Origin of the sequence: Pseudidiomarina salinarum, from assembly GCF_000753715.1 — a bacterium.
Classification (GTDB): Bacteria; Pseudomonadota; Gammaproteobacteria; order Enterobacterales; family Alteromonadaceae; genus Pseudidiomarina; species Pseudidiomarina salinarum.
In genome coordinates, this window is the sequence record NZ_JPER01000001.1 from 61466 (window position 1) to 85924 (window position 24459).

At 55.6% G+C, this 24459-nt stretch carries 22 protein-coding genes, 1 other RNA gene and 1 pseudogene; 19 read left to right on the plus strand and 5 right to left on the minus strand.

What is annotated here, in order from left to right; genetic code table 11:
• Positions 1-36 precede the first annotated feature (36 nt).
• The 5 genes from petA to IDSA_RS00330 are packed head-to-tail and all read left to right on the plus strand — an operon-like array spanning position 37 to position 3705.
• Positions 37-627 (plus strand): ubiquinol-cytochrome c reductase iron-sulfur subunit, encoded by a 591-nt coding sequence (gene petA / locus IDSA_RS00310; protein WP_034773363.1) that lies wholly within the window; start codon positions 37-39, stop codon positions 625-627.
• Positions 627-1889 (plus strand): cytochrome b, encoded by a 1263-nt coding sequence (locus IDSA_RS00315; RefSeq protein ID WP_034773365.1) that lies wholly within the window; start codon positions 627-629, stop codon positions 1887-1889. Before petA ends, IDSA_RS00315 begins: the two co-directional genes overlap by 1 nt.
• Complete coding sequence (locus IDSA_RS00320) at positions 1889-2635, plus strand: cytochrome c1 (protein WP_034773367.1); 747 nt, start codon at positions 1889-1891, stop codon at positions 2633-2635. The genes IDSA_RS00315 and IDSA_RS00320 overlap by 1 nt, the downstream gene beginning before the upstream one ends.
• A 21-nt stretch (positions 2636-2656) precedes the next feature.
• Positions 2657-3286, plus strand: a complete 630-nt coding sequence (gene sspA / locus IDSA_RS00325; RefSeq protein ID WP_034773369.1) for a stringent starvation protein SspA — start codon at positions 2657-2659, stop codon at positions 3284-3286.
• A gap of 5 nt (positions 3287-3291) precedes the next feature.
• Complete coding sequence (locus tag IDSA_RS00330; RefSeq protein WP_232221261.1) at positions 3292-3705, plus strand: ClpXP protease specificity-enhancing factor; 414 nt, start codon at positions 3292-3294, stop codon at positions 3703-3705.
• Positions 3706-3720: 15 nt separating this feature from the next.
• Here IDSA_RS00330 and dolP read toward each other — a convergent pair whose 3' ends face one another.
• Genes dolP through IDSA_RS00350 form a run of 4 tightly spaced genes read right to left on the minus strand, consistent with a single transcriptional unit; the run spans position 3721 to position 7098 of the window.
• Positions 3721-4293 (minus strand): division/outer membrane stress-associated lipid-binding lipoprotein, encoded by a 573-nt coding sequence (gene dolP / locus IDSA_RS00335; RefSeq protein WP_034773372.1) that lies wholly within the window; start codon positions 4291-4293, stop codon positions 3721-3723.
• On the minus strand, positions 4290-4859 hold the full coding sequence (locus tag IDSA_RS00340) for an SIS domain-containing protein (RefSeq protein ID WP_034773374.1): 570 nt from the start codon (positions 4857-4859) through the stop codon (positions 4290-4292). The genes dolP and IDSA_RS00340 overlap by 4 nt, the downstream gene beginning before the upstream one ends.
• A gap of 12 nt (positions 4860-4871) precedes the next feature.
• Complete coding sequence (locus IDSA_RS00345; RefSeq protein WP_034773378.1) at positions 4872-5222, minus strand: YraN family protein; 351 nt, start codon at positions 5220-5222, stop codon at positions 4872-4874.
• Between the two features lie 37 nt (positions 5223-5259).
• Positions 5260-7098, minus strand: a complete 1839-nt coding sequence (locus IDSA_RS00350; RefSeq protein WP_034773380.1) for a penicillin-binding protein activator — start codon at positions 7096-7098, stop codon at positions 5260-5262.
• Positions 7099-7182: 84 nt separating this feature from the next.
• Here IDSA_RS00350 and rsmI point away from each other — a divergent pair, with 84 nt between their 5' ends.
• On the plus strand, positions 7183-8034 hold the full coding sequence (gene rsmI / locus IDSA_RS00355; protein WP_034773382.1) for a 16S rRNA (cytidine(1402)-2'-O)-methyltransferase: 852 nt from the start codon (positions 7183-7185) through the stop codon (positions 8032-8034).
• Positions 8035-8044: 10 nt separating this feature from the next.
• Positions 8045-8407, plus strand: an RNA gene (rnpB, locus tag IDSA_RS11825) — RNase P RNA component class A.
• 76 nt (positions 8408-8483) lie between these two features.
• Here rnpB and IDSA_RS12280 read toward each other — a convergent pair.
• Positions 8484-10448, minus strand: a pseudogene (locus IDSA_RS12280) (putative bifunctional diguanylate cyclase/phosphodiesterase); the annotation flags it as partial.
• A gap of 466 nt (positions 10449-10914) precedes the next feature.
• On the opposite strand from IDSA_RS12280, the gene mraZ reads away from it, so the two are divergent.
• The 12 genes from mraZ to IDSA_RS00420 are packed head-to-tail and all read left to right on the plus strand — an operon-like array spanning position 10915 to position 24458.
• Positions 10915-11373 (plus strand): division/cell wall cluster transcriptional repressor MraZ, encoded by a 459-nt coding sequence (gene mraZ / locus IDSA_RS00365; protein ID WP_034773384.1) that lies wholly within the window; start codon positions 10915-10917, stop codon positions 11371-11373.
• Positions 11373-12323 carry a 16S rRNA (cytosine(1402)-N(4))-methyltransferase RsmH gene (gene rsmH, locus IDSA_RS00370; RefSeq protein ID WP_034773387.1) on the plus strand — a complete coding sequence of 317 codons (951 nt, stop codon included), beginning with the start codon at positions 11373-11375 and terminating at the stop codon, positions 12321-12323. The genes mraZ and rsmH overlap by 1 nt, the downstream gene beginning before the upstream one ends.
• The gene (gene ftsL, locus IDSA_RS00375) at positions 12313-12630 is read left to right on the plus strand and encodes a cell division protein FtsL (RefSeq protein WP_034773390.1); all 318 of its coding nucleotides are present in this window, start codon (positions 12313-12315) and stop codon (positions 12628-12630) included. The genes rsmH and ftsL overlap by 11 nt, the downstream gene beginning before the upstream one ends.
• A complete protein-coding gene (locus tag IDSA_RS00380; RefSeq protein ID WP_034773392.1) occupies positions 12621-14360 on the plus strand; it encodes a peptidoglycan D,D-transpeptidase FtsI family protein in 1740 nt (579 codons plus the stop codon). Before ftsL ends, IDSA_RS00380 begins: the two co-directional genes overlap by 10 nt.
• A complete protein-coding gene (gene murE / locus IDSA_RS00385) occupies positions 14353-15831 on the plus strand; it encodes a UDP-N-acetylmuramoyl-L-alanyl-D-glutamate--2,6-diaminopimelate ligase (RefSeq protein ID WP_126760546.1) in 1479 nt (492 codons plus the stop codon). Before IDSA_RS00380 ends, murE begins: the two co-directional genes overlap by 8 nt.
• The gene (locus IDSA_RS00390; protein WP_034773394.1) at positions 15828-17264 is read left to right on the plus strand and encodes a UDP-N-acetylmuramoyl-tripeptide--D-alanyl-D-alanine ligase; all 1437 of its coding nucleotides are present in this window, start codon (positions 15828-15830) and stop codon (positions 17262-17264) included. Before murE ends, IDSA_RS00390 begins: the two co-directional genes overlap by 4 nt.
• On the plus strand, positions 17258-18340 hold the full coding sequence (gene mraY / locus IDSA_RS00395; RefSeq protein ID WP_034773397.1) for a phospho-N-acetylmuramoyl-pentapeptide-transferase: 1083 nt from the start codon (positions 17258-17260) through the stop codon (positions 18338-18340). Before IDSA_RS00390 ends, mraY begins: the two co-directional genes overlap by 7 nt.
• 13 nt (positions 18341-18353) lie before the next feature.
• Positions 18354-19721, plus strand: a complete 1368-nt coding sequence (gene murD / locus IDSA_RS00400) for a UDP-N-acetylmuramoyl-L-alanine--D-glutamate ligase (protein WP_034773399.1) — start codon at positions 18354-18356, stop codon at positions 19719-19721.
• On the plus strand, positions 19714-20952 hold the full coding sequence (ftsW, locus tag IDSA_RS00405; protein WP_034773401.1) for a cell division protein FtsW: 1239 nt from the start codon (positions 19714-19716) through the stop codon (positions 20950-20952). The genes murD and ftsW overlap by 8 nt, the downstream gene beginning before the upstream one ends.
• Positions 20949-22058, plus strand: a complete 1110-nt coding sequence (gene murG, locus IDSA_RS00410) for an undecaprenyldiphospho-muramoylpentapeptide beta-N-acetylglucosaminyltransferase (protein WP_034773403.1) — start codon at positions 20949-20951, stop codon at positions 22056-22058. Before ftsW ends, murG begins: the two co-directional genes overlap by 4 nt.
• Positions 22045-23544, plus strand: coding sequence for a UDP-N-acetylmuramate--L-alanine ligase (gene murC, locus IDSA_RS00415; RefSeq protein ID WP_034773406.1), 1500 nt, complete (start codon positions 22045-22047; stop codon positions 23542-23544). The genes murG and murC overlap by 14 nt, the downstream gene beginning before the upstream one ends.
• Positions 23541-24458 (plus strand): D-alanine--D-alanine ligase, encoded by a 918-nt coding sequence (locus tag IDSA_RS00420; RefSeq protein WP_034773408.1) that lies wholly within the window; start codon positions 23541-23543, stop codon positions 24456-24458. The genes murC and IDSA_RS00420 overlap by 4 nt, the downstream gene beginning before the upstream one ends.
• Position 24459 lies beyond the last annotated feature (1 nt).

The window sequence follows — 24459 nt, forward strand, 5'->3', positions numbered from 1 at the left end:
ATGTCTCATGAAGCGTCCAAACTGGAGAGTAAGTGGATGAGCAATGCGCCTGTAGATAAAGGCCGCCGTCGTTTCCTGACTGTCGCGACTTCCGTCGTGGGAGCCGCGGGTGCGGTTGGTGTTGCCGTTCCTTTCATTGCATCGTGGAACCCGAGCGAACGAGCTAAAAACGCGGGTGCCCCAGTGGAAGTGAACATCGGAAAAGCCGAACCTGGACAGTTGATCCGGGTTGAATGGCGTGGTCAGCCGGTCTGGATTGTACGTCGTACACCAGAAATGCTGGAAAGCCTGAGCCTGGTTGAGGATCGTCTGCGCGATCCGAACTCCGAAGAACCGCAGCAACCCGAGTACGCCGAGAACCAATACCGCTCTCGTCGTAAGGAATATTTTGTTGCCGTAGGGATCTGTACCCACCTGGGTTGTTCGCCGCAATATCTTGAAAATGAATTTGCGGAGCAGGTTGAAGGCGTCAATGCTGGCTTCTTCTGTCCGTGTCATGGCTCACGCTTTGATATTGCCGGCCGGGTTTTTGCAGGCGTTCCAGCCCCTTATAACCTGGTAGTCCCGCCACATTACTATCTTGATGATGAAAACATTCGGATTGGTGAAGACGGGGAGCAAGCCTGATGGGTAAATTAGTTGACTGGATTGACGAACGTATTCCGATGTCCAAGACGATGAAAATTCACGTGACGGAATATCCGGCACCGAAGAATTTCAACGTCTGGTATATTTTCGGCTCACTGGCCATGCTGGTACTGGTTAATCAGATCCTCACGGGTATCTGGCTGACCATGAATTACGTCCCGACTGCTGACGGGGCTTTCCGCTCAGTCGAATACATCATGCGTGATGTCGAGTTCGGCTGGCTGTTGCGTTATATGCACTCCACCGGTGCCTCGGCATTCTTCGTGGTGGTTTATCTGCATATGTTCCGCGGCATGATGTACGGTTCCTATCAGAAACCGCGCGAACTGATCTGGATTTTCGGCATGCTGATTTTCCTGGTGCTGATGGCTGAAGCCTTCATGGGTTATCTGCTGCCATGGGGACAGATGTCCTACTGGGGCGCCCAGGTCATTATCTCGCTGTTCGGTGCCATTCCGTGGATTGGCGATGATCTGACCCTGTGGATCCGTGGTGATTATGTTATTTCCGGCGCCACCCTGAACCGTTTCTTTGCGCTGCATGTTATTGCGCTGCCGCTGGTACTGGTTATTCTGGTATTCCTGCACATTGTTGCCTTGCACGAAGTCGGTTCCAATAACCCGGAAGGCATCTCGATTAAGAAGAAGAAAAACTCGGTACCTGACGAAGAGAAACCGAAGTTTAAATTCCACCACCGTTTTACCAGTAAATACGATATCGTCGATGCGATCCCGTTCTATCCGTACTATGTGGTGAAAGATATTTTCTGGGTGGGAATCTTCCTGTTCTTCTTCAGTTACGTCATTTTCTTTAACCCGGCAATGGGCGGATTCTTCCTTGAGCCACCAAACTTTGAAGCGGCGAACCCGCTGAAAACACCTGAGCATATTGCTCCGGTCTGGTACTTCACCCCCTTCTACGCAATTTTGCGGGCGGTGCCCGATAAGTTGATGGGCGTGTTACTGATGTTTGGCGCTATTGTATTCCTGTTCCTGCTGCCATGGCTGGATCGTAGCAAGGTGCGGTCAATCCGCTACCGCAGCACCTTCCATAAAGTGAACCTGACGGTGTTTGTGATCAGCTTCATTGTGCTGGGCTATCTGGGTGTGAAACCGGTAACAGAAGTGTATACCTTCCTTGCGCGGCTGTTCACGTTCTTGTACTTCGCTTTCTTTATTCTGCTGTGGTTCTACAGTAAGAACGAAAAAACGAAGCCAGTTCCAGAGAGGATTACTAAGTGATGAAAACATTATTCAGAACCTGCATCCTTGCCGCAGCATCACTCTGGTCAGTCGCTGTTTTAGCGGCTGGCCCAAATATCCCGCTGGATGAAGCCAAGGTTGATCTGCACGACAAAGCTTCACTGCAGCGTGGTGCGCAATTATTTATGAATTACTGTCTGGGTTGCCACCAGATGCAGTATCAGCGTTACAACCGGACCTTTAATGATCTTGAGATCCCGTTGGAGCTGGGTGTTGAAAATTTGCAGTTTACCGGTGAAAAAGTCGGTGACCGGATCACGAATAATATGTCCGCGGACATGGCCGGCAACTGGTTTGGCACTGCTGCCCCGGATCTGACATTGGTATCACGGGTGCGTGGCGCTGATTGGTTATACACCTATTTCCGCGCGTTCTATGCTGATGATTCACGGCCATTTGGCGTGAACAATGCGGTCTTCCCGAATGTGGGTATGCCGCATGTGCTGCAAGAGTTACAAGGAGTTCCCCGCAAAACCTATGAGAGCCGTATGATTGACGGCGAGATGCAGGACGTTTATGTCGGCATCAAAACAGACGGTAGCGGGACCATGAGTCCGGATGAATACGACCAGGCAATGCTGGATCTGACCAATTTTCTGGTCTACACCGGCGAGCCTATGCTGCTACAGCAGCGCCGTTTAGGCTGGTATGTATTCGGGTTCTTATTCGTCTTTACGGTGTTCGCGTGGCTGTTGAAGCGCGAGTTTTTTAGAGACATTAAGTAAGCTAGTTTTATGGAGAGTAACATGTCGGTTGCGGCCAACAAGAGGTCAGTGATGACCTTGTACGCGAGCAAAGATGATTTACGTAGCCATCAGGTGCGTATCGTGCTGGCGGAGAAAGGCGTCGGAGTTGAAATCACTTTTGTCGATCCGGATAACCGTCCGGAAGATTTACTTCAACTCAATCCGTATCCGGATGCGTTACCGACGCTGGTCGATCGTGAGCTGGTGTTATATAACGCTCATATCATCATGGAATATCTTGATGAGCGCTTCCCGCATCCGCCGTTAATGCCTGTTTATCCGGTCGCCCGTGGTACCAGTCGTCTGATGATGTATCGCATCGATCGTGACTGGTATGCACTGGCGGCGCAGATCGCCAAAGGTGGTAAGGGCGCTGATGCGGCACGGCAGGAACTGCGTGAGGGTATCCTCTCGCTGGCACCGATTTTTGCTGATTCTCCTTATTTTATGAGCGAAGAGTTCAGCCTCGTCGACTGTTACCTGGCACCACTATTGTGGCGCTTGCCAGCCTATGGCATTCAAATCGACGGTGCCGGTTCAAAAGCTGTGAAAGCTTATATGGTTCGCGTGTTTGAGCGCGATTCATTCCAGGAGTCGCTGACAGAAAGTGAGCGGGACCTGGCACGGTGAGTGATGTGACCGGTATGACCCCGCGCCGCCCGTATATGGTACGGGCGGTGTACGACTGGCTGGTGGACAATCAACTGACGCCCCATCTGGTCGTCGATGCCGAGCAACCTGGTTGTGAATTACCCTGGGAGTTTGTGCAGGACGGTCAGATCGTTCTGAATATTGCACCAACCGCAGTGGGTCAGCTGCAACTGGGCAATGATCGTATTGAGTTCAGTGCACGCTTTTCCGGTAAACCCCATCGGGTATGGGTACCTATGGCAGCGGTAATGGCACTTTATGCGCGTGAAAATGGCGCCGGTACCATCTTTGAAGATGAAGTATTTGAGAGTAATCCCACCCAGCCTGCTGAACCCGCTGAAGCTGAAGAAAATCAGCAAAGCCGCAAGCCGGGCTCACACCTGACTCTGGTTAAGTAATCTCCCTGCTAGCCCTCAGATAATCTCAAAGGCATCAATGACGCGCTTTACGTCATTGGTATTACGCGCCAGTTCAATCGCGCGTTCGGCCTGAGCTTTTTCAACCAAACCCATCAGAAAAACTTCGCCGTTTTCGGTAACCACCTTGATCTTTGCTCCGCTAACCTCGTCATCAGCCAGTAGTTTGGTTTTGATCTTGCTGGTAATCCAGGTGTCTTTGGAAATGGTCGCCATCCCAATCACTTCGGTGACTCTGACTTCGTTATGCACCTGATCAACGCCTTTGGTGTCACGAGCGATTTGCTGAGCCAGTCGCTTTAGTGACTCATTGGGGGTCTGGCCCATGAGCAATACCCGGCGATTATAAGACACCACCTTGATGCGTGACTCCTCGAGCCGCTCCTCGCCCTGCAGCGCGGCGATGACCCGCACCTCAACCGTCTGGTCATCAATCTGTGTGCCGACGGTACGGGTGTCAGCTGCCGAGTAAATTCCAACCGCCGTAGCGCCAATTACTGCTGCGGTACAACCCGACAGGCTAACGACAACGGCTAATGCCAGTACCAGCTTAATGAGAGTTTTCATCATTCAGATTCCTGTGGAAAAATTTGCTGTTCCGCCAGACTGCAAAGCATATTCACCAACTGGAGTAAGTGTTCACTCACCCGCGCGCTATTACGCGATGGGATACGAATTTCAACGTCTTCCGGACCCAGCAAGCCGGCCACATCGACATCGGCATCGCTGGTCAGGGCAATAATCAGCATGCCGCGGGATAACGCGGCTTCCATGGCTTTACTCACCCGCGGGGCAGTGGTACCGGCATTAAGTGCCACTAGCACATCACCAGCCTGACCGGCCGCGAGAATTTGCTGAGCAAAGGTATATTCGTGTTCTTTAGAACCAAAATCAGCATGCAGCGCCTGCACCGGAAACGGTGGCCGGTCAAAGTGCAATCCGGTGAGCATAATATGCGCCAGGTGGCGGGCACTAGCATGGGCCATGCGTTCGCCACAGCAAAATACCGTACGGCCGCTGAGCAAGGAATCAACCAGCAAGCCGGCGGCATTCATGACCGGCTCCTGCAGTAAATCGGCAGCTGCTATCTGCGTCTGAATACATTCCGTAAAAATGGCTTTAACGGGTTCGTGCATAAAACCTCTGTTTTAAAATGCATCCGGTAACCACTGCAACTCGTACGGGAAGCCACTAATTGCGACCACGTCGAAACGCAGGTTGGTGCGATGCTCGTTATATTTTGCTTTAATCAGATAAAATTGTGCAACCTGTCTGATCCGTCGACACTGTTTCTCAGTGATTTGTTCCACTACTGTGGCTAAATTTTCATTGGCGCGGTATTTCACTTCCACAAACACCAGGATGTCCTGGTGCTGCATAACGAGATCAATTTCACCAATATCGCAACTGAAATTCTTTTCAATGAGCTGCAGGCCCTGCTGCTCAAGATACTCGCAAGCCTGTTGTTCACCCAGGTTACCATCTGACTTTCGTGACATTCCTTGTCACCTCCGCGTCGATCATGCCGCAATGGCGTTAGTCGCTGAACGGCACCACCCGGTGACCGTCAAACCGTGCCCAGGACAAGCGCCGGTGAATGCGCTGGTCACGCACCGAGAGTGTCCCGGTTAAACCGTCCATAGTAAAGCCCGGTACCATCTCTATCCAGGGCGCGCGCTCGGCAAACAACATACTATCGTGGCCAAAGGCTGCTAGCCGCGCCAGATCATAGCTCCAGTTGCGACGCAGCGTCAGGATGCGCTCCAGGGTTTCATGCTGGGGGTGATCCGGTAGTAACCAGGGTGCGTCAGTGAAGCGCACATTGTCCAGATCATTCTCGCTGACCTGGTTCGCGAGCGTATGGCTGGCGGAATTGGCATAGACCGGAATGGTCTGCATAAAGGGCGCGATATTGACGTCAATAAAAGGTTTGAGCAGTCTTGTGTGTTCGATGCCACCAACCAGGTAAATCGCGTCAATATCACCGCGGCTGCGCGGGGTCGCATCGACAATGATCTTACCGGCGGCAATTTTAACTTCCTGGATGCGTGCTTCGCTGGAGGCCACGCCAAGCTGCTCCTGCACCACGGCTTTCATATCTTCGGGTGTCTTATAGCGCCCGTGGGCAACCGAAATCGACGGGTAGTGGTTTTGCCAGGTATTGGTAAATAAGGAAATTTGCTGCTGCCCGCGGCTATTGTCGGGAGCCAGAATCAGAGGCTTTTTATAGCCCTGGGCCACCATAAAGTTCACAGCCTGGCGCAGCTCGGTCTCGCCGTCGAGCGCAAAATAGAGCCGCATCGGGTCGCTGCCAAGCAGCGATGGCGGTGGTTCATTAAGGGTCAGCCACAGCAGCTTGTCAGGCAGATAGGTAGGGTCAACTTTGGCTATGTTCTCTTTCAGAAGCGGACCAATCAGCAAATGCGTGGTTTCCGCCCGCAGCAATTCAGGCAGGTCAGCAAAGTTGAGTTGGTTGGTATCAATGGCTTCAATCCGCAACCGCTGTTGCTGGCTCAGTCGCATAACCATACCATCGAGCACTGCTTGTCCCTGTTCCCGGTACTGGCCGGTAAGAGGCAGTAATATGACAGCACGGCGATCAACCGCTGGTATTGACACGTCGGTAAAACGTCGTGCGATGATCTGGGCCGGATGGTCGCTAAATTCGGCCTGCCAGCGTTGCAGCCGGGTGGTGACTTCAGTCGGCTCCCTTAGCCCCATATGTACGGCGCGTAGCAGCCGTTGCCAGCCAACGGCGGTTTTATCGCTGGGCACCTGAAGTTCAGCCGGGTCGGTAACCCGGCTCAGCAATTGCCAGATAGCTTCAACGTCTTCGACTGCCTGATCATTGGCAATTAAGCGTAACTGATAGTTGGCAGCCTGGGTCCAGTTACGGCGGGCAATGTGGCTCTGTCGCGCCAACTCCAGCGTTGCTACCGCATAGGTTTCGGTCAGGCCGGGCGCTAACAAGGGTGCCAGCAGGGCATCGACCTGTTGCCATTGCTGCTGGTGGGCAGCAAACTGCGCCCGGAATAACGTATAACCATGGAGTTGGGTGCGCGTCAGTTGATTTGCGGTCACCAGCGGTTCGAGCTGGCTGAGTACCGCCGCGCTGGCCTGCCAGCGTTGTTCATATTGCAATGCGTCAACAGCTTCCAGCAGCAAATCAGTACGGCGATTGCCCTCAGCCTGGCGGGCTTTGCGCAGCAGTTCGTTGGCATCAGCCCGGGCGCGATCTTCGGCGCGCGGGGCCTCGTGATCAGCAACGCGATCGTCCTGAACCCGGTCGTCGGAATCGCGCGGACCTGCGGCACAACCGGCAAGTCCGAGAATCACGATGCAGAGCAGCAACTTCTTTGGCACAATGGCATCCATATTTAGTCTATCCTGATAGGCCTACTATAAACCCAGCGCCGATACGACACAACGCGCGGGGAACTATTCTTACGAGGAATTAACATGGCGCAGCCAGCGGTCGGAACCTTATACATAGTGCCTACCCCTATCGGTAATCTTGCCGATATCAGCGAACGGGCACTGGCGGTACTGCGCGAAGTGAACGCCATTGCTGCCGAAGATACCCGCCATAGCGGACAGTTATTGCAGCATTACGGCATTCGTAATGAACTTTTTGCACTGCATGAGCATAACGAACGACAGCGCACCGCTCATGTCATTGAGCGCCTGCAACAGGGGCAGTCACTGGCGCTCATCAGCGATGCGGGTACGCCGCTTATCAGTGACCCGGGCTATGTGCTGGTGCAACAGTGTCGCGCCGCCGGCGTACCGGTGGTGGCCTTGCCGGGGCCCTGTGCTATTACCACCGCGTTGTCAGGAGCCGGACTGGCCACCGACCGCTTCACCTTCGAAGGGTTTTTACCCGCCAAAGGGCAGCAGCGGCGCAAAACGCTTAATGCACTGCTAGCTGAACCGCGTACTATGGTGTTTTATGAATCACCCCACCGCATTGTTGATGCGCTGGCAGATCTTCATGCCACCTTCGGTGCTGAGCGCAGCCTGGTGTTAGCGCGCGAACTGACAAAACAGTTTGAAACCTACTTAAGCGGTACTATTGCCGAAGTGGAAGCTGCGGTGCTGGCCGACTCTAATCAGCAGCGTGGCGAGATGGTGTTAATGCTTGCCGGCGCGCCACAGTCAACCAATAGCGATGATACCGGTCCGGCTTTGGCGACATTGCAGTTGCTTCGGCGCGAATTGCCACTGAAGAAAGCGGCAGCGCTGGCGGCAGAAATTCACGGCCAGCGCAAAAACACGCTTTATCAGCTGGCTCTGGAAGCTGAAAACGAGTAGAATGCACGCCGGAGTCAGCCAAGACAATCGCTGCTGTGTGGGAAACCGCACAGGGGAGGAAAGTCCGGGCTCCATAGGGCAGGGTGCCAGGTAATTCCTGGGCGGCGTGAGCCGACGACTAGTGCAACAGAGAGCAAACCGCCGATGGCCTGCGCAAGCAGGATCAGGTAAGGGTGAAAGGGTGCGGTAAGAGCGCACCGCGCGGCTGGCAACAGTTCGCGGCACGGTAAACTCCACCCGGAGCAAGGTCAAATAGGGGTTCATTGGCGCGGCCCGCGTTGAACCCGGGTAGACCGCTTGATCGTTAGGGTGACCTAACGACTAGACGAATGATTGTCCACGACAAAACCCGGCTTAGCGGCTGACTCCCCTCTTTTCTCAAGCACTTTGCGATTGAAATCCTGCGCGAAGTGCATGAACTCATCAAGCGGCATGCCCGGACCATAAAAGAATCCCTGCTGGTAATGGCAATTCTGCGAACGCAGAAAGTCGACCTGAGTTTCTGTTTCCACCCCTTCGGCGACCACTTTCATGTCCAGGGTATGGGCAATTCGGATCAACACTTCAACCAGCGCCGTCTGCTGGCTGTTAAAAGGTACGTTCTGCAGGAAGCCCCGATCAATCTTGATGATATCAATAGGGTAAGAACGTAAATAATTCAGGCTTGAGTAACCGGTACCAAAATCATCAATGGCCAGATGCACGCCGGCCGCCCGCAGTTCACGCAGATTGGCCAACTGGCGTTCTTTATTGCGCATCAGCATCGATTCCGTAATTTCCAGCATCAACCGATCCGCCGGCATATCCGCTGTTTTCAGTACCTGTAACCACTTGGCCGCGGCTTCCCGGTCATTAAATTCGCGTGGTGACCGGTTCACTGCAATGGTCACATCAAGATCATCACTGCGCATGAGCTGCCAGTCTTTCACCACTTGTGACAGCACAAACTCACCCAGCCAGATGATGGCACCGGTTTTTTCAGCAATCGGAATAAACTCGGCCGGCGAGACCATGCCGCGGGTGGGGTGGTGCCAGCGGATCAGCGCTTCGCAGCGGGTCAGTAAACCACTATTGGTATCTATTACCGGCTGGTAGTAAACCCGGAACTCGTTCTGCTCAAGGCCGGTGATCATCTGATGATGCAGCGCAATATATTGCTCGGTACTCTGACGCAGGCCTTCGTCGAAAAAGTGCACGCTGAGCGAGCCCGTCGATTTCGCCGCGTACATGGCCAGTTCCGCCAGCTTGATCAGTTCCTGCACCTCAGTGGCATCCTGCGGGAACACAGTGATGCCGATACTGGCGGTCATATTAATATGGTTGTGTTCAATATCCAGGGTATTGAGCAGGTCACTCATAATCGCTTTAGCGCGCATTTCGGCCTGGGCCGGCTCATCGATATCGCGCAGCACCACGGCGAATTCATCGCCGCCAATCCGCGCCAGTAAATCGTCTTCGCGAATGCTGCTGCGAATTCGCTGCGCCACATGCTGGAGCAGTTCATCACCGACGGCGTGACCCAGTGCGTCATTAATGTCGCGCAGCTGGTCAAGATCAAGGATGAGTACCGCGAATTGTTGCTCATGGCGGATACTGCTGCGGATGGTGCTGTCCAGTTGTTGCTGAAAATAGTTCCGGTTTGGCAGGTCCGTCAGCGGATCAAAGCGCGCCTGATAACCAATAGTATGCAGCGCCCGGCGCAACCGGTTCTGCGTAAGGATCAGGATCAGAAAAGCGATAACAATAAGGCCCGTCAATGCCAGCCCGATCGACCAGTGCAACAGATAGCTGTAATGCTGTTGCACCCATACGCCGCTGCGAGGGAAGGCAGCCAGCTCCCACTCGGCGCGGGGCAGGCGTACGCTGGTGGTTACGGCATCCTGGCTAAACAGGCTGTCAGGCCCGGCGAAGGCCGGTGCACGTTCGTTGTCGTTGGTTGCTTCATCAGCCACCGGGCGCACGGCAAATACGTATTCCGGGTGCTGAAAAAACTCGATGCGGTCCAACAGGTGCTGATGATCAATAACCAGCGAGGCAATACCCCAGAAGCTACGGTCATCATGGAAAATCGGCATGCGGGCAACCAGCGCTTGATTGCCTTGCACTAATTTAATCGGGCCGGTGAGCACCATGTCCTGGGCGCCAACGGTGCGCAGGATATCGCCGTACTGAGTCGGTGACGTACGGTAGTTAAAACCAAGCATCTGCTGGTTGCCCGCTGGCGGGTAGACAAAACTGATAATGAGGTCAGGTGCCAGGGCCAGATGCGAGATGTCTAAATCTGAGGTAATAAATTCGTCCATGATGCGCTGCAGGCGCAGTCGATCGGGGGTGTCCTGCCAGAGAATTTCAGGTCGCAACGCGCGCAGCACCATGACATTGGCCTGGATTCGTTGCTCCAGTTGGGCTCGCATCGAGCTGATTTGTTCGGTGGCGCGGCGCTTTTCATATTCCAGCTGCTGTTGGCGTTCGCTGTCGACAATCAGGTAAACCGCGTATAGCAGCGCTGAGGCAATAAAAAACAAACCGGCAATATCACGCAATAAATGCCAGCGCGGACGGCTCCCACCGTGCTGGTCGGAGGCCGCCTGGGGAAGTTCTGTGTTCTTGTTGTGCAGGCTAAGCTCTGAAAGTTTGCGCAATGGTTTTATTATTATTTTTATTGGTTGTTGTAACAGACATCATCATGCAGAAGGCTTATTCCGTCAAGACCTCTTGTCACGCCCGGGAGCTCGTGCGATCAGATAGCGCAAAGATTGTGTTTTTCCTTGACAGGGGTCAAGACTCGCACCTAGACTGTCTAATTGTGGGGATTTGTGGATAATTGTGGATCGCTCTGGATCAAAAGGAAAGGATCGCAGGGATTCAGTGGGGACAACCATGTTTCGTGGCGCAGCAGCACTCAGTCTTGATGACAAAGGTCGACTTGCGATACCGTCAAAGTATCGGAAGAGCCTGCTGCTGGATTGCGAAGGGCAAATGGTTTGTACCATTGATATCAAACAACCTTGTTTACTGCTGTACCCGCTGCCGCAATGGCAGCTAATCGAACAGAAACTCACCACGTTATCCAGTATGAACCCCGCGGAGCGTCGTCTCCAACGCCTGTTACTAGGCCACGCCGAAGACTGCCAGATGGATAAGAATGGTCGCATTCTGATCGCACCAACCCTGCGCCAGCATGCCGATCTGAGCAAAAAGATCATGATCATCGGTCAGCTCAATAAATTTGAACTCTGGTCAGAAGACGCGTGGCAAGCGCAGGTTGCCGCCGATATGGCAGCAGAACAGGAAGATGACTTGGCACTCAGTGATCGATTACAAGACTTCTCATTATAATGACAATAAAAGCGCCGCAACATGTCTCGGTGCTGCTACAGGAGTCCATTGAGGCTCTTGCCATCAGACCAGACGGAATTTATCTTGATGCTACCTTCGGCCGGGGGGGGCATTCGCGCGCTATCCTGTCACAATTAAATAGTCAGGGACAACTTATAGCTCTGGATCGCGACCCCACCGCGATCGAGGCCGCTCAGTCACTGGCGGAAGATCCTCGCTTTACCATAATCCACACCCCGTTTTCCCGCCTTGATGAGGTGCTGGAAACGCAGCAATTGCGTGGCCGGCTTGATGGTATTTTGTTTGACCTCGGCGTGTCCTCCCCACAACTGGACGAAGCCGGACGGGGCTTCAGTTTTATGCGCGAAGGCCCCCTTGATATGCGTATGGATACCAGCAGCGGCCCCACCGCAGCTGACTTTGTTAATACCGCCAGCGCTGATGAAATTGCCCGCGTACTCAGAGATTACGGCGAAGAGCGGTTTGCCTGGCGGATTGCTCAGGCGATCCTGGCGCGCCGCGTGGACCAGCCGCTGCGAACTACGCATGAGCTGGCTGCGCTGATTGATGCCGCCGTACCTTTTAAAGATAAGCATAAGCATCCAGCAACCCGCAGCTTCCAGGCTATCCGCATCCACATTAACCGGGAGCTGGAAGAAATTGAAGAAGCGCTGGCGGCAGCAGTTTACGGTCTGAAGCCAGAAGGCCGGCTGGTGGTGATCAGCTTCCACAGTCTGGAAGACCGGATTGTAAAACGTTTCATGCGGGCCCAGAGCCAGGGGCGGAAGATCCCGCCCGGATTGCCCTTGCGTGACGATCAGATTGATCGCGGCGAAACGCTGCGGCTGGTGGGTAAAGCGATTAAGCCTTCTACCGGTGAAATTCAGGAAAATCCGCGGGCCCGTAGTTCGGTTCTGCGGATTGCAGCGAGGTTAGCTTATGACGACTAGCCGCGTACCCGCTTTGTTTACCGTCATGTTCGATGACATTCGCCAGCAACTGCTGCTGGTGGTGTTGTTTCTGGCGGTGGTGTTGAGTTCGCTGACGGTGGTTTATGTCGCTCATGCACATCGTCTGATCACTACCGAGCGTGACAACCTGCTCTCCGACCGGGATAACCTGGATATCGAATGGCGCCATCTGCAGATTGAACAGAACGCCCTGACCGAGCATAGCCGGGTAGAGCGCATCGCTGAACAGCGGCTGGACATGATCCGTCCGGAAGGCAAACAGGAGGTGCTGGTACCATGGCAGTAACTCCGAACCGTCGTAATAAAAAAATGACTCCGAAGCAGGGCAGCGGGCGTTTCTATTTCTCCATGCTGGTGCTGGCGCTGGTGTTTGGCTCGCTGGTTGCGCGCGCGGCCTATATTCAGGTAATTGAGCCCGAACGACTGATCTTTGAAGGTGATCGCCGTTCATTACGGGCAGATACCACCGAAGTCCAGCGCGGTACCATAGTTGATCGTAATGGCCGCGAGCTGGCTGTTAGTGTGCCGGTTCAGACCGTCTGGGCAGATCCACAACGCATACATGAAGGACTTGGCCTGGATAACCGCGAGCGCTGGCTGGCGCTGGCAGAAGTATTTCGTACTGATGTCGATGAGCTGATTGCGAAAGTGGCGGATCCAGACCGGCGCTTTGTTTACCTGGAGCGTAAAGTCACCCCGGCAGTTGCGGAGTTTGTGCGGCAGTTGGGTATTCCGGGCATCTATCTGAAAACCGAATCACGGCGTTTTTACCCGGTCGGCGAAATTACTGCCCATGTGGTGGGCTTTACCGACATCGACGGCCGCGGCATTGAAGGCCTGGAAGCGATTTACGACAGTGTTTTAACCGGCACCCCGGGGGAGCGGGTTTACCGCAAGGACGCACAAGGGCGGGTTGTTGAGGAAGTGCGGGTAACTGCAGCAGAACAACCAAAACAACTGACGCTGAGCATTGATCAACGTCTGCAATCACTCGCTTACGCTGAGCTGAAAAAAGCCGTGCGCTATCACCAGGCAACATCCGGCTCAGCAGTGATTGTCGACGTGCAGACCGGCGAGGTCCTCGCGATGGTCAACAGCCCGTCCTACAACCCGAATAATCGTACCGACCTGCAAGCCCACCGCATGCGCAATCGCGCGGTAACCGATGCTTATGAGCCCGGTTCGACGGTGAAGCCGCTGACGGTGCTGGCTGGCCTTGAAGCCGGCGCCATTACTGCCGATCAGGTGATTGATACCTCACCAGGCTGGTTGCGCTTAGGTGGCCGGCGGGTCAGCGACCCGGTTAACCGCGGTAAGTTGACGGTAACCGAGGTACTGAAAGAATCCAGTAATGTGGGCTCAGCCAAGATTGCGCTGGCCACGGGCATTGATAAAATGCTGGCCACTTATGCGGCAGTTGGATTCGGCAACGATACCGGTGTCGCCTTGCTCGGCGAAAGCTACGGTATTCTGCAGAACCGGCGGCGCTCCTCAGATTTCGAAACCGCGACCTTGTCCTACGGGTATGGCGTATCCGTCACTACCCTGCAGTTGGCGCAGATGTACGCCATTATTGGCAACGGCGGTATTCAGCGGCCACTGACCGTGCAACGCCGTGAAGGCGCGCCGGCTGGCCAGCGGGTGGTCAGCGAGGCCAATGCCAAAGCGGTGCTGGGCATGCTCGAGCAGGTGGTCGTTGATGGCTCCGGCAAGCGGGCGCGGGTTCGCGGTTACCGGGTTGCCGGTAAAACCGGAACCTCCCGTAAAGCAGTAGCCGGTGGCTATGGTGATGAATATGTGACCTTATTTGCCGGGGTGGCGCCGGTCAGCGACCCGCGGCTCGCGGTGGTTGTGACCATTAATGAGCCCCGCGGTGATGAATATTATGGTAGTGACGTGTCGGCGCCGGTATTTGCCGAAATTGTCGGTGATGCTTTGCGGCTGCTGAACGTGCCACCGGATAATCTCGAAGATACCCAACTGAAAGTAGCTGGCTTCGGAGGTGTCCATGATTAGTATCAGGCAACTGTTGCCCGACTATCCGCTGCAACTACCCCAGCTTGAAATTAGCGGCCTGAAATCCGACAGCCGGCAAGTAGCTCCGGGCGATGCTTTCGTTGCGGTGCCGGGCTACCAGACCGACGGCAGAGATTATATAGACGCCGCCATTCTGGCTGGCGCCAAAGTGATATTCAGCGCCTCCGATAGCTACGGTGTGGCCGAGCGCGGCACCGCCTGGGTGATTGAAGTTCCGCAGCTGAAAGACGATTTGTCGCAGCTGGCTGCGCGTTTTTACGGTGAACCTGCCCGGCGCGCGAAAATCATTGGTGTAACCGGTACCAACGGTAAGACCTCAGTAACCTATCTGATTGCACAGCTGCTGGAAACGCTGGGCGTACGGGCTGGTGTGATCGGCACCACCGGCAGTGGCTTCCCCGGCATGTTGTTGCCTGAACAGCACACCACCCCTGATGCAATTACCGTACAACAGCGGCTGGCAACCCTGGTGGCCGAGGGCGCCGGCGTGGTGGCTATGGAAGTATCTTCCCACGCGCTGGTGCAGCGCCGGGTAGAAGCTATCCAGTTTGCCGTCGGTGCCGCGACCAATATCAGCCGCGACCACCTGGACTATCATGGCACCATGGCAAATTATGCCGGCGCCAAGCGGCGATTATTTACTGAACTCGATACCCGCCACAGCGTTCTGAACGTGGACGATGCCGCGCTGTCGGCCTGGCTGCCGGACCGCTCCGACAGCTGGCGCGTCAGTCTCAGCCCGCAACAGCACGAGAAGGCGCTGTGGGCCAGCGATCTTGAATTTAATGACCAGGGCACTGCCTTCACCATTAATTATGGCGGCAAGCAGGTGCAGGTGCGCTCGGCCTTACTGGGCCGCTTCAATGTCTATAACCTGCTGGTTGCTATCGCCAGCGTGGTGGCGCTGGGCTATGAACTGCCGGCAGTCGCTGCCGCTGCCGAGCGCCTTCATGCCGTTCCGGGGCGGATGGAAGCCTTTGGCGGCAGCGCCGGGCAACCGCTGGTGATCGTGGACTACGCGCATACTCCTGATGCGTTGCAGCAGGTGCTTGAAGCCCTGCGTCCGCACTGTCGGGGCAAGCTCTGGTGTCTGTTTGGCTGCGGTGGCGATCGCGATCGCGGCAAGCGTCCGCAAATGGGCGGCGTTGCGGCGAAACTCGCCGATCAGGTTGTGGTCACAGATGATAATCCACGTACCGAAGAGCCGCAGCAAATCGTTCAGGATATTCTTGCCGGCATGCCGGTACGTGACCATGTCAGAGTGGTTGAAGGCCGCCACGAAGCCGTGCTGGCAACCATAGGTAAAGCCGGCGCCGATGACATCGTCTTGCTGGCCGGCAAAGGCCATGAGGATTATCAGGTCGTTGGGCAAAAGCGCTTGCCATACGACGAACGTCAGGTTGTTGCGGACTGGTTTGCGCAACATCAGAATCGCGGGGTGCGGTCATGATTAATACCGATCTGCAGTGGATTTGTAGCGCCGTCAACGGCGAGCTTATTGGTGCTAATGAGCCGGTATCCACGGTCAGTACCGATACCCGACAGTTACCGCGGGGCTGCCTGTTCATTGCCCTGAAAGGGCCGAACTTTGATGCTCATGACTTTGCTGAGCAAGCGATTGAAAAAGGCGCCGCGGCATTAGTGGTGAGCCGCAAGCTAGCGGTATCGGTGCCGCAGATTGTGGTTGCCGATACCCATCATGCGTTAGGTGAATTAGGCGCTGCGGTAAAAGCCAAAGTGCAGCCGAAGACCATCGCCATTACCGGCAGCAGCGGCAAGACCACGGTAAAAGAGATGCTGGCCGCTATTTTGCGCACCCAGGGTCAGGTACTGGCGACCGCCGGTAACTTCAACAATGATATCGGTGTGCCCCTGACGCTGTTGCGGCTTGAACCCCAGCATGACTTTGCGGTGATTGAACTCGGCGCCAATCACATTGGCGAAATTGCCTATACCACGCGTCTGACTAATCCCGATGTGGCGATCATTAACAATGTCGCGCCGGCTCATGTTGAGGGCTTCGGTGACCTGCATGGCGTATTCAGGGCTAAATCCGAGATTTTCCGGGGCTTAGGCGACGGTGGTCTGGCACTGACCCCGGCCAATTCTCAGTTTGCCAGTTGCTGGCAGCAACAGCTTGCGGATCGTCGCCACCTGACATTCGGGCGCCGCGCCGACGAACAGAGTGAGCCGGCAATCACCGCCAGTAACGTTGAGCTAAACGAACAGGGCTGTGCCGCTTTTACCGTACACTTACCGGCAACCCTGACCGGCGCCGCTCAGCAGGAACAGATCCAGCTGAATCTGCCAGGTTTACACAATGTTGACAATGCTCTGGTAGCGATCAGTGCGGCAGTTGCGGTAGGTTGTCCGCTGTCTGACGCCCGGGTCGCGCTGGCGAACTTAACACCGGTTACCGGCCGCCTGCAGGTTATCCAAATCAACCCCGGTGTGAAGCTCATTGATGACAGTTATAACGCCAATGTCGGCTCGGTTAAAGCGGCACTGGATATGCTGGCGGTTTATCCCGGCTACCGGATGATGGTGCTTGGAGATATGGGTGAACTGGGCAGTCAGGCCCGGCAATATCACGAAGAAGTCGGCGCCTACGCCATTGGTGCCGGCATTGATAATTTATATACCCTGGGGGTGTTGAGTCAGAGCGCCAGTGAAGTATTTAACGGCCGTGGCGGTCGTCACTTCTCCTACCTGGAGCGCCTGGTTGAAGCCATAATTGAGACCGTTTCTGCCACGGCAGCACCGGTCACTATTCTGGTGAAAGGATCACGCAGTGCCCATATGGAACGGGTCATCGAGGCTTTACAGCAACGCGCCGCTGACTTACAACCCGGCACAACCAGAAAAGGAACCCACGCATGTTAGTGTGGCTTGCGGAATACCTGACCCAATTTGCGACGGCGTTTAACGTCTTCTCGTATCTGACGATGCGCGCGATCCTGAGCGTACTGACGGCGTTGCTGGTATCGCTGTGGATGGGGCCGCACTTGATCCGTTATCTGCAGCGGCTGCAGATTGGCCAGTCGGTGCGGGATGACGGACCACAATCGCATCTGAGCAAGGCGGGTACGCCCACTATGGGTGGTGTGCTGATTATCGCCTCTATTGTCCTTTCGACACTGCTCTGGGCTGACCTCAGTAACCGTTACGTTCAGGTGGTGCTCGGTGTGGTAATTGGCTTCGGGCTGGTGGGCTTTATTGATGACTACCGCAAGGTGGTACAGAAAAACTCACGCGGGCTGCCGGCGCGCTGGAAATACTTCTGGCAATCGGCGATTGCCACCCTGGCCGCGGTATTTTTATATGCCAACGCCACTATCGGCGCGGAAACGCAGTTGCTGGTGCCCTTTTTCAAAGATGTCATGCCCCAGTTAGGCTTGCTGTACATCCTGCTGGCCTATTTTGTGATTGTCGGTACCAGTAATGCGGTGAACCTTACTGACGGACTCGACGGCCTGGCCATAGTGCCAACGATTATGGTTGCCGCCGCGCTCGGTATTTTCGCTTATGCCTCGGGCAATATTAATTTTGCCGGCTACCTGAACATTCCGCATCTGCCGCTGGCCGGTGAACTGATTGTGGTTTGTACCGCGATTTGCGGGGCTGGCCTTGGCTTCCTGTGGTTTAACACCTACCCGGCGCTGGTATTTATGGGCGATGTCGGCTCGCTCGCCTTAGGCGCGGCATTGGGCGTTATCGCGGTCATGGTCCGGCAGGAACTAATTCTCTTTATTATGGGCGGCGTGTTCGTGATGGAAACCGTCTCCGTCATGTTGCAGGTAGGCTCGTACAAACTACGCGGCAAACGGGTTTTCCGCATGGCACCGATTCATCATCATTACGAACTTAAAGGCTGGCCAGAGCCGCGCGTCATTGTGCGCTTCTGGATCTTATCGCTGGTGTTCGTACTGATCGCGCTGGCTTCACTGAAACTAAGGTAATTAAGGTAAGAAAATGCAGCAACTGGCAGCACTGGACACATATGACACTATCGGAGTGGTCGGCCTCGGCCAGACCGGTCTGTCGTGTGTGCGCTACTTGCTGAGCCAGGGCCTGAAGCCGGTGGTGTTTGATACCCGCTCAGCGCCGGCTGGTATTACCGCATTGCAAGACCTGGATCCGACAGTTGAAGTGCATACCGGGCCCCTTGATCCGGCGCTATTGATGGAAATGGACTTGCTGATCCTCAGTCCCGGTATTGATACCCGGCTGGAAGCGATTCAACTGGCCAAAGACGCTGACATCCCGTTAACCGGGGATATTGAAATCTTTGGCACTCTGGTGGACAAGCCCATTATTGGTATCACCGGCTCGAACGGCAAGTCTACGGTCACACGACTGGCGGGTGAGCTGGTACAGGCGACCGGCCGTAAAGTGGCTGTGGGCGGAAATATTGGCGTACCGGTGCTGGATCTGATTATGGCGGATGACCAGGATCAGGTAGACGTCTATGTGCTTGAGTTATCCAGCTTTCAGCTTGATCTTATTCACAACCTGAAACTTACCGCGGCGACCATACTCAATATCAGTGACGACCATCTCGACCGGTATGCGAGCGCGCAGGAATACGCGGCATCCAAACAGCGGATTTATAACTTTACCAGTACGGCGGTTTGGAACCGTGAGCAGCGGTTAACCGCGCCACGGTATCTGCCACTGGATCAACAGCTTAGTTTTGGCGCTGATGAAAGTGATGAGCAATTGCCCGGGTTATTCGGGCTGCATCAGGACGACGGTCAGCCAGCCATTGGCTGGAACGGCAAGGTGTTACTGAAAGCATCGGAATTACAGTTAACCGGCGTACATAACCTGTTGAATGTACAGGCGGCACTGGCGCTGGTTTCAGCGCTTGGTATAAACCCTCCTGAAGTGATTGAGGCGGTGCGCCAGTTCCGCGGTTTACCCCATCGTTGCGAACTGGTTGGTGAATATCAGGGTGTGCAATGGGTCAATGACTCCAAAGCGACTAACATTGGTGCTGCAGAAGCCGCTATCAAAGGCGTACGCGAACTAGTACCCGGCAAGCTGATTCTGATTGCCGGCGGCGACGGCAAGGGTGCTGACTTCAGCCAGTTCCGTGATGCGCTACGCCACGTTGACGCGCTGATTACCCTGGGAAAAGACGGTGACCGCATTGCCGCCTATTATCCGGGGGCTAAAAAAGTGAGCTGTTTGCGCGAAGCCGTTGCGACCGCCAAAGGCGTTGCCGGTGAAGGCAGTATGGTGTTGTTGTCGCCGGCTTGTGCCAGCCTGGATATGTTCCGCAATTACGAAGATCGGGGCGAGCAGTTCCGGCAAGCTGTGGAGGCCTGCCATGCGTAACGAACAGCAACTCGAGCTCGGTATTCAGCAGACTGCCTTGCAGCAGTCACCCTGGCTGCGCCTGCGCGAATGGTGGTGGCCACAGGAAAATGCGCTCTACGATCGCGTGCTGTTATGGCTGGCCTTGTCGTTGCTCGCAATCGGCCTGGTGATGGTGACTTCAGCATCGTTTCCGGTCGGTGAACGGCTGACCAATAATCCGTTTCATTTTGTTATGCGCCATAGCATGTACCTGGTACTTGGCCTTGGTCTGCTGGCACTGGTTGTGCAGATACCGGTGCGCTACTGGTTTAATGGCAGCGCTGCGCTACTGATGATTGCGCTGGGTATGCTGATCATGGTGCTGATTATCGGTCACGAAGTGAATGGTGCCAAACGCTGGATCCGGGTCGGCCCTGTGACCTTGCAGACCGCTGAACTTGCCAAGCTGTTCTTCCTGATTTATATGGCCAGTTATCTGCACCGTCGTTTTGACCAGGTACAGGAAAACCTGCGCGGATTTATCAAACCACTGGCCGTACTCTTCTGCTTTGCCATGTTATTGCTGCTACAGCCCGACTTTGGTTCGCTGGTGGTCATGTCATGCATCGTGGTCGGTATGTTATTTCTGGCCGGTGCCCGGTTGTGGCAGTTCTTCGGGGTTATTATTGTATTCGCGCTGGTGCTGACCCTGCTGATTGTCTACGAGCCCTATCGTATGCGTCGTATCGTTTCTTTCCTTGATCCCTGGCAGGACCCCTTCGGCAGCGGTTATCAGCTGACCCAGTCACTGATGGCGTTCGGCCGCGGAGACTGGTTAGGACAAGGCCTGGGTAACAGCATTCAGAAACTGCAATATCTGCCTGAAGCCCATACCGATTTTATTATGGCAGTGGTAGGCGAAGAGCTTGGCTTCATCGGCATCCTGCTGATCCTGATACTGGTCTTTGGCCTGGTACTGCGCGCCATGCAACTTGGTCACCGGGCCCTGCAAAGTGATCAGCAGAGCAAGCTGCAGTTTGGCGGCTTTGTTGCCTACGGCATTGGTATCTGGTTTGCCTTTCAGGCCATGGTCAATATTGGTGCGGCGGCGGGCTTGTTGCCCACCAAAGGCTTAACCCTGCCGCTGATCAGCTACGGCGGTACCAGTCTGCTGACCAGCTGCGTTGCCGTAGGAATACTGCTGCGCATCGATTATGAAGTGCGGCTGGCTCAGTTAAAAGTTGCGCCACGGCGCGGGGGGAGCCGATGAACCGGATACTCATTGCAGCAGCCGGCACTGGCGGACATGTATTTCCTGCACTGGCAGTGGCAGAGCGCCTGCGCCGCTATGGCTGGCAGGTGGTCTGGCTGGGCACCACCGAGCAGCGTTTAGAAGCGCGTATTGTGCCGGCTGCCGGTTTTACCCTGGAACAAATTGATATGCGCGGTATGCGTGGCCACGGCGTGGTGCGCAAACTGCTGGCGCCCTGGCAGCTATTCCGGGCCTTTCTGCAATGCCGTAAGCTGCTGCGTCAGCACCGTAGTCAGCTGGTGCTGACATTCGGCGGTTACGTTTGCGGTCCGGCCGGCCTGGCTGCGCGCTGGTGTGGTATTCCATTGCTGGTGCATGAACAGAACGCGGTCGCGGGCCTGACCAATAAACTGCTGGCGCGGGTTGCCAGCCACACTATGGTTGGTTTTGCCGCTGCCCGGCAGCAGCTCCATAATGCCGAAGTTACGGGTAATCCGCTGCGCGAGGACTGGCTTAGCGAGATCATCGATGAGCCGACCACTGAGCAGCCATTCACGGTACTGGTCGTAGGCGGCAGCTTAGGCGCGCAGGCGCTTAATGAAGCGGTTCCCGAAGCAGTCGGTCAGCTCAATAATAAAGCGCAGCTAAAAATAATTCATCAGTGCGGCACCGGCCGCATTGCCGACGTTGAACAGGCCTATCAGCGGGCGTGCATTGAGCAGGTGCAGGTGGTTGAGTTTATCGAAGCCATGCACTACGCCTACCAGCAGGCTGATGTGGTGATTTGCCGTGCAGGCGCGCTAACTGTCAGTGAACTGGCGGTGGTTGGCACGCCGGCGATTTTTGTGCCCTTGCCCCATGCGGTTGATGATCACCAGACCGCCAACGCCAGGGAACTGGTTAATGCCGGCGCAGCCTACCTGCTGCCGCAATCTGAACTGAAATCAGTTAAGCCCCTGACCCGGCTGCTCGGTGAGTTACGCTCACAGCCAGAGTTACGGCTGCAATTACGACAAAATGCCGCGAAAGCCGCGCGTCCTGATGCCACCGAAGCCGTGGTCAGTCAGTGTGAACGCTGGGCAAACGCAGAACAATCAAAGGCAGGCGATTATGATAAGAAGTAACTCAGCGCCATTTACTGTAGTCAGCGTACCTGAGATGCGCCGGGTGCGGCGTATCCACTTTGTCGGTATCGGCGGCGCAGGCATGGGCGGTATCGCTGAAGTGCTGCTGAATCAAGGCTATGAAATTGCGGGCTCTGATATTGCCGAAAATGCCAATACCCGGCGCTTACGCAATTTTGGCGCGCACATCTTTATCGGCCACGCCGCCAGTAACGTGAAAGGCGCCGATGTGATTGTGGTTTCCTCAGCAATCGCCGCCAGTAACCCTGAGCTTATCGCGGCACAGGAAGCCTTCATCCCGCAGGTACGGCGGGCCGAGATGCTGGCTGAGCTGATGCGCTTCCGTCACGGCGTAGCAGTTGCCGGTACCCACGGCAAAACCACTACCACCTCGCTTATCGCCAGTATTTTTGCCGAAGGTGAGCTGGATCCGACCTTTGTTATCGGTGGCTTGTTGAACAGCGCGGGCACCAACGCGCGGCTGGGTACCAGTAAATACCTGATTGCCGAAGCAGATGAATCCGATGCCTCGTTTTTGCATCTGCAGCCAATGGTCTCCGTGGTGACCAACATTGAAGCCGATCATATGGACACCTATGGCGGTGACTTTAACAAGTTGCTCGATACCTACATTGAATTTTTGCATAACCTGCCGTTTTACGGTCTGGCGGTCATGTGCGTTGACGACCCGGTAGTGCGTGAACTGTTGCCACGGGTCGGCCGCCAGCTGGTGACTTATGGCTTTAGCGATGATGCGGATGTGCGTGGCAGTGATTACCGGCAAACCGGTGGCCAGAGCCACTTTGTGGTGCACCGCCGTGATCGTCAGCCGTTGTCCGTCACGGTGAATCTGCCGGGGCGCCATAACGTGCTGAACGCGCTGGCAGCCATTGCCGTGGCAACGGATGAAGGTCTCAATGATGCGGCAATCACCCGGGCCCTGAGCAAGTTTGGCGGTATTGGCCGGCGCTTCCAGCATCTGGGGAGCTACCCGCTGGAGCGCGATGAGGCCCGCGGCGATGTGATGCTGGTGGATGATTATGGCCATCACCCGTCAGAAGTGGCGGCAACCATAGCCGCGGCCCGCGCTGGCTGGCCGCAACGGCGGCTGGTCATGGCATTTCAGCCACACCGGTATTCGCGCACCCGCGACCTCTATGATGATTTTGTGCAGGTGCTGGCGCAGGTGGATGTGCTGTTACTGCTGGACGTTTACAGTGCCGGTGAAGCACCGGTCAGCGGTGCTGACAGCCGTTCGCTGGCACGCTCTTTACGGATGCGCGGGCAGGTTGAGCCTATTTATGCCGGCAGCCGCAGTGAACTTATGGCGGCGCTGGCGGATATCGTACGGCCGGGGGATTTAGTGCTGGCACAGGGCGCCGGCAATATAGGTACCCTGGCGCAGGAACTGCAACAATCGGCGCTGCAGCCGGAAGTGTTGCGCGAATTATCGGTGTCAGGATCAGTACCGGGGAAGGATCAATGAGAGAACCAGGCAAGGTAGCGGTATTACTGGGCGGCGATTCGGCGGAACGCGAAGTATCGCTGCGCTCCGGCGCGGCTGTGTTACATGCGCTGCAGGCCCAGGGCATTAATGCCCATGGCTTCGATCCCGCACGCCAGAGCCTGACTGAGCTGGTGGCTGAACGCTTTGACCGCGCCTTTATTGTGCTGCATGGTCGTGGCGGGGAAGACGGCGCCATGCAGGGCGCGCTGCAGTACCTCAATATTCCTTACACCGGTAGCGGCGTACTGGGCTGCGCGCTGGCGATGGACAAAGTACGGACCAAGCAGGTATGGCAGGCCGCTGGTCTGCCGGTCGCGCCCAGTGTAGTGGTGCGGCGCGGCGCAATGGCAGTTGACGCAGAGTCGTTGTTGGCGGAGCTGGGCGGCAAAGTCATGGTCAAGCCAGCTCAGGAAGGCTCAAGCATCGGCATGAGTTCAGCCAGCACCGCCGTACAGTTGCAGGCAGCGCTGGAGCTGGCGCATCAGTACGACGCCGAAGCCCTGGTCGAGAGCTGGTTAAGCGGTGCTGAATACACGGTGGCGATATTGGGGGACGAAGCCTTACCGTCCATCCGGCTGCAGACCACCCACGAATTTTATGATTACGATGCCAAGTACCAGGCGGTTGATACCCAGTATCACTGTCCGGCCGGATTAACCCCGTTTGCGGAGCAGGCGCTGCAGCATCTGGCCCTGAGCGCGTTTCGCGCCCTCGATGGCCGGGGCTGGGGACGAATTGATGTGATGTGCGACAGCGACGGTAACTTTCGCCTGCTGGAAGCCAATATGGTGCCGGGGATGACGGCTAAAAGCCTGGTACCTATGGCGGCGCGGGCCCGCGGCATGAGCTTTGAGCAACTGGTGCTGCGAATTCTAGAGCTCAGCGAGCTCTGAT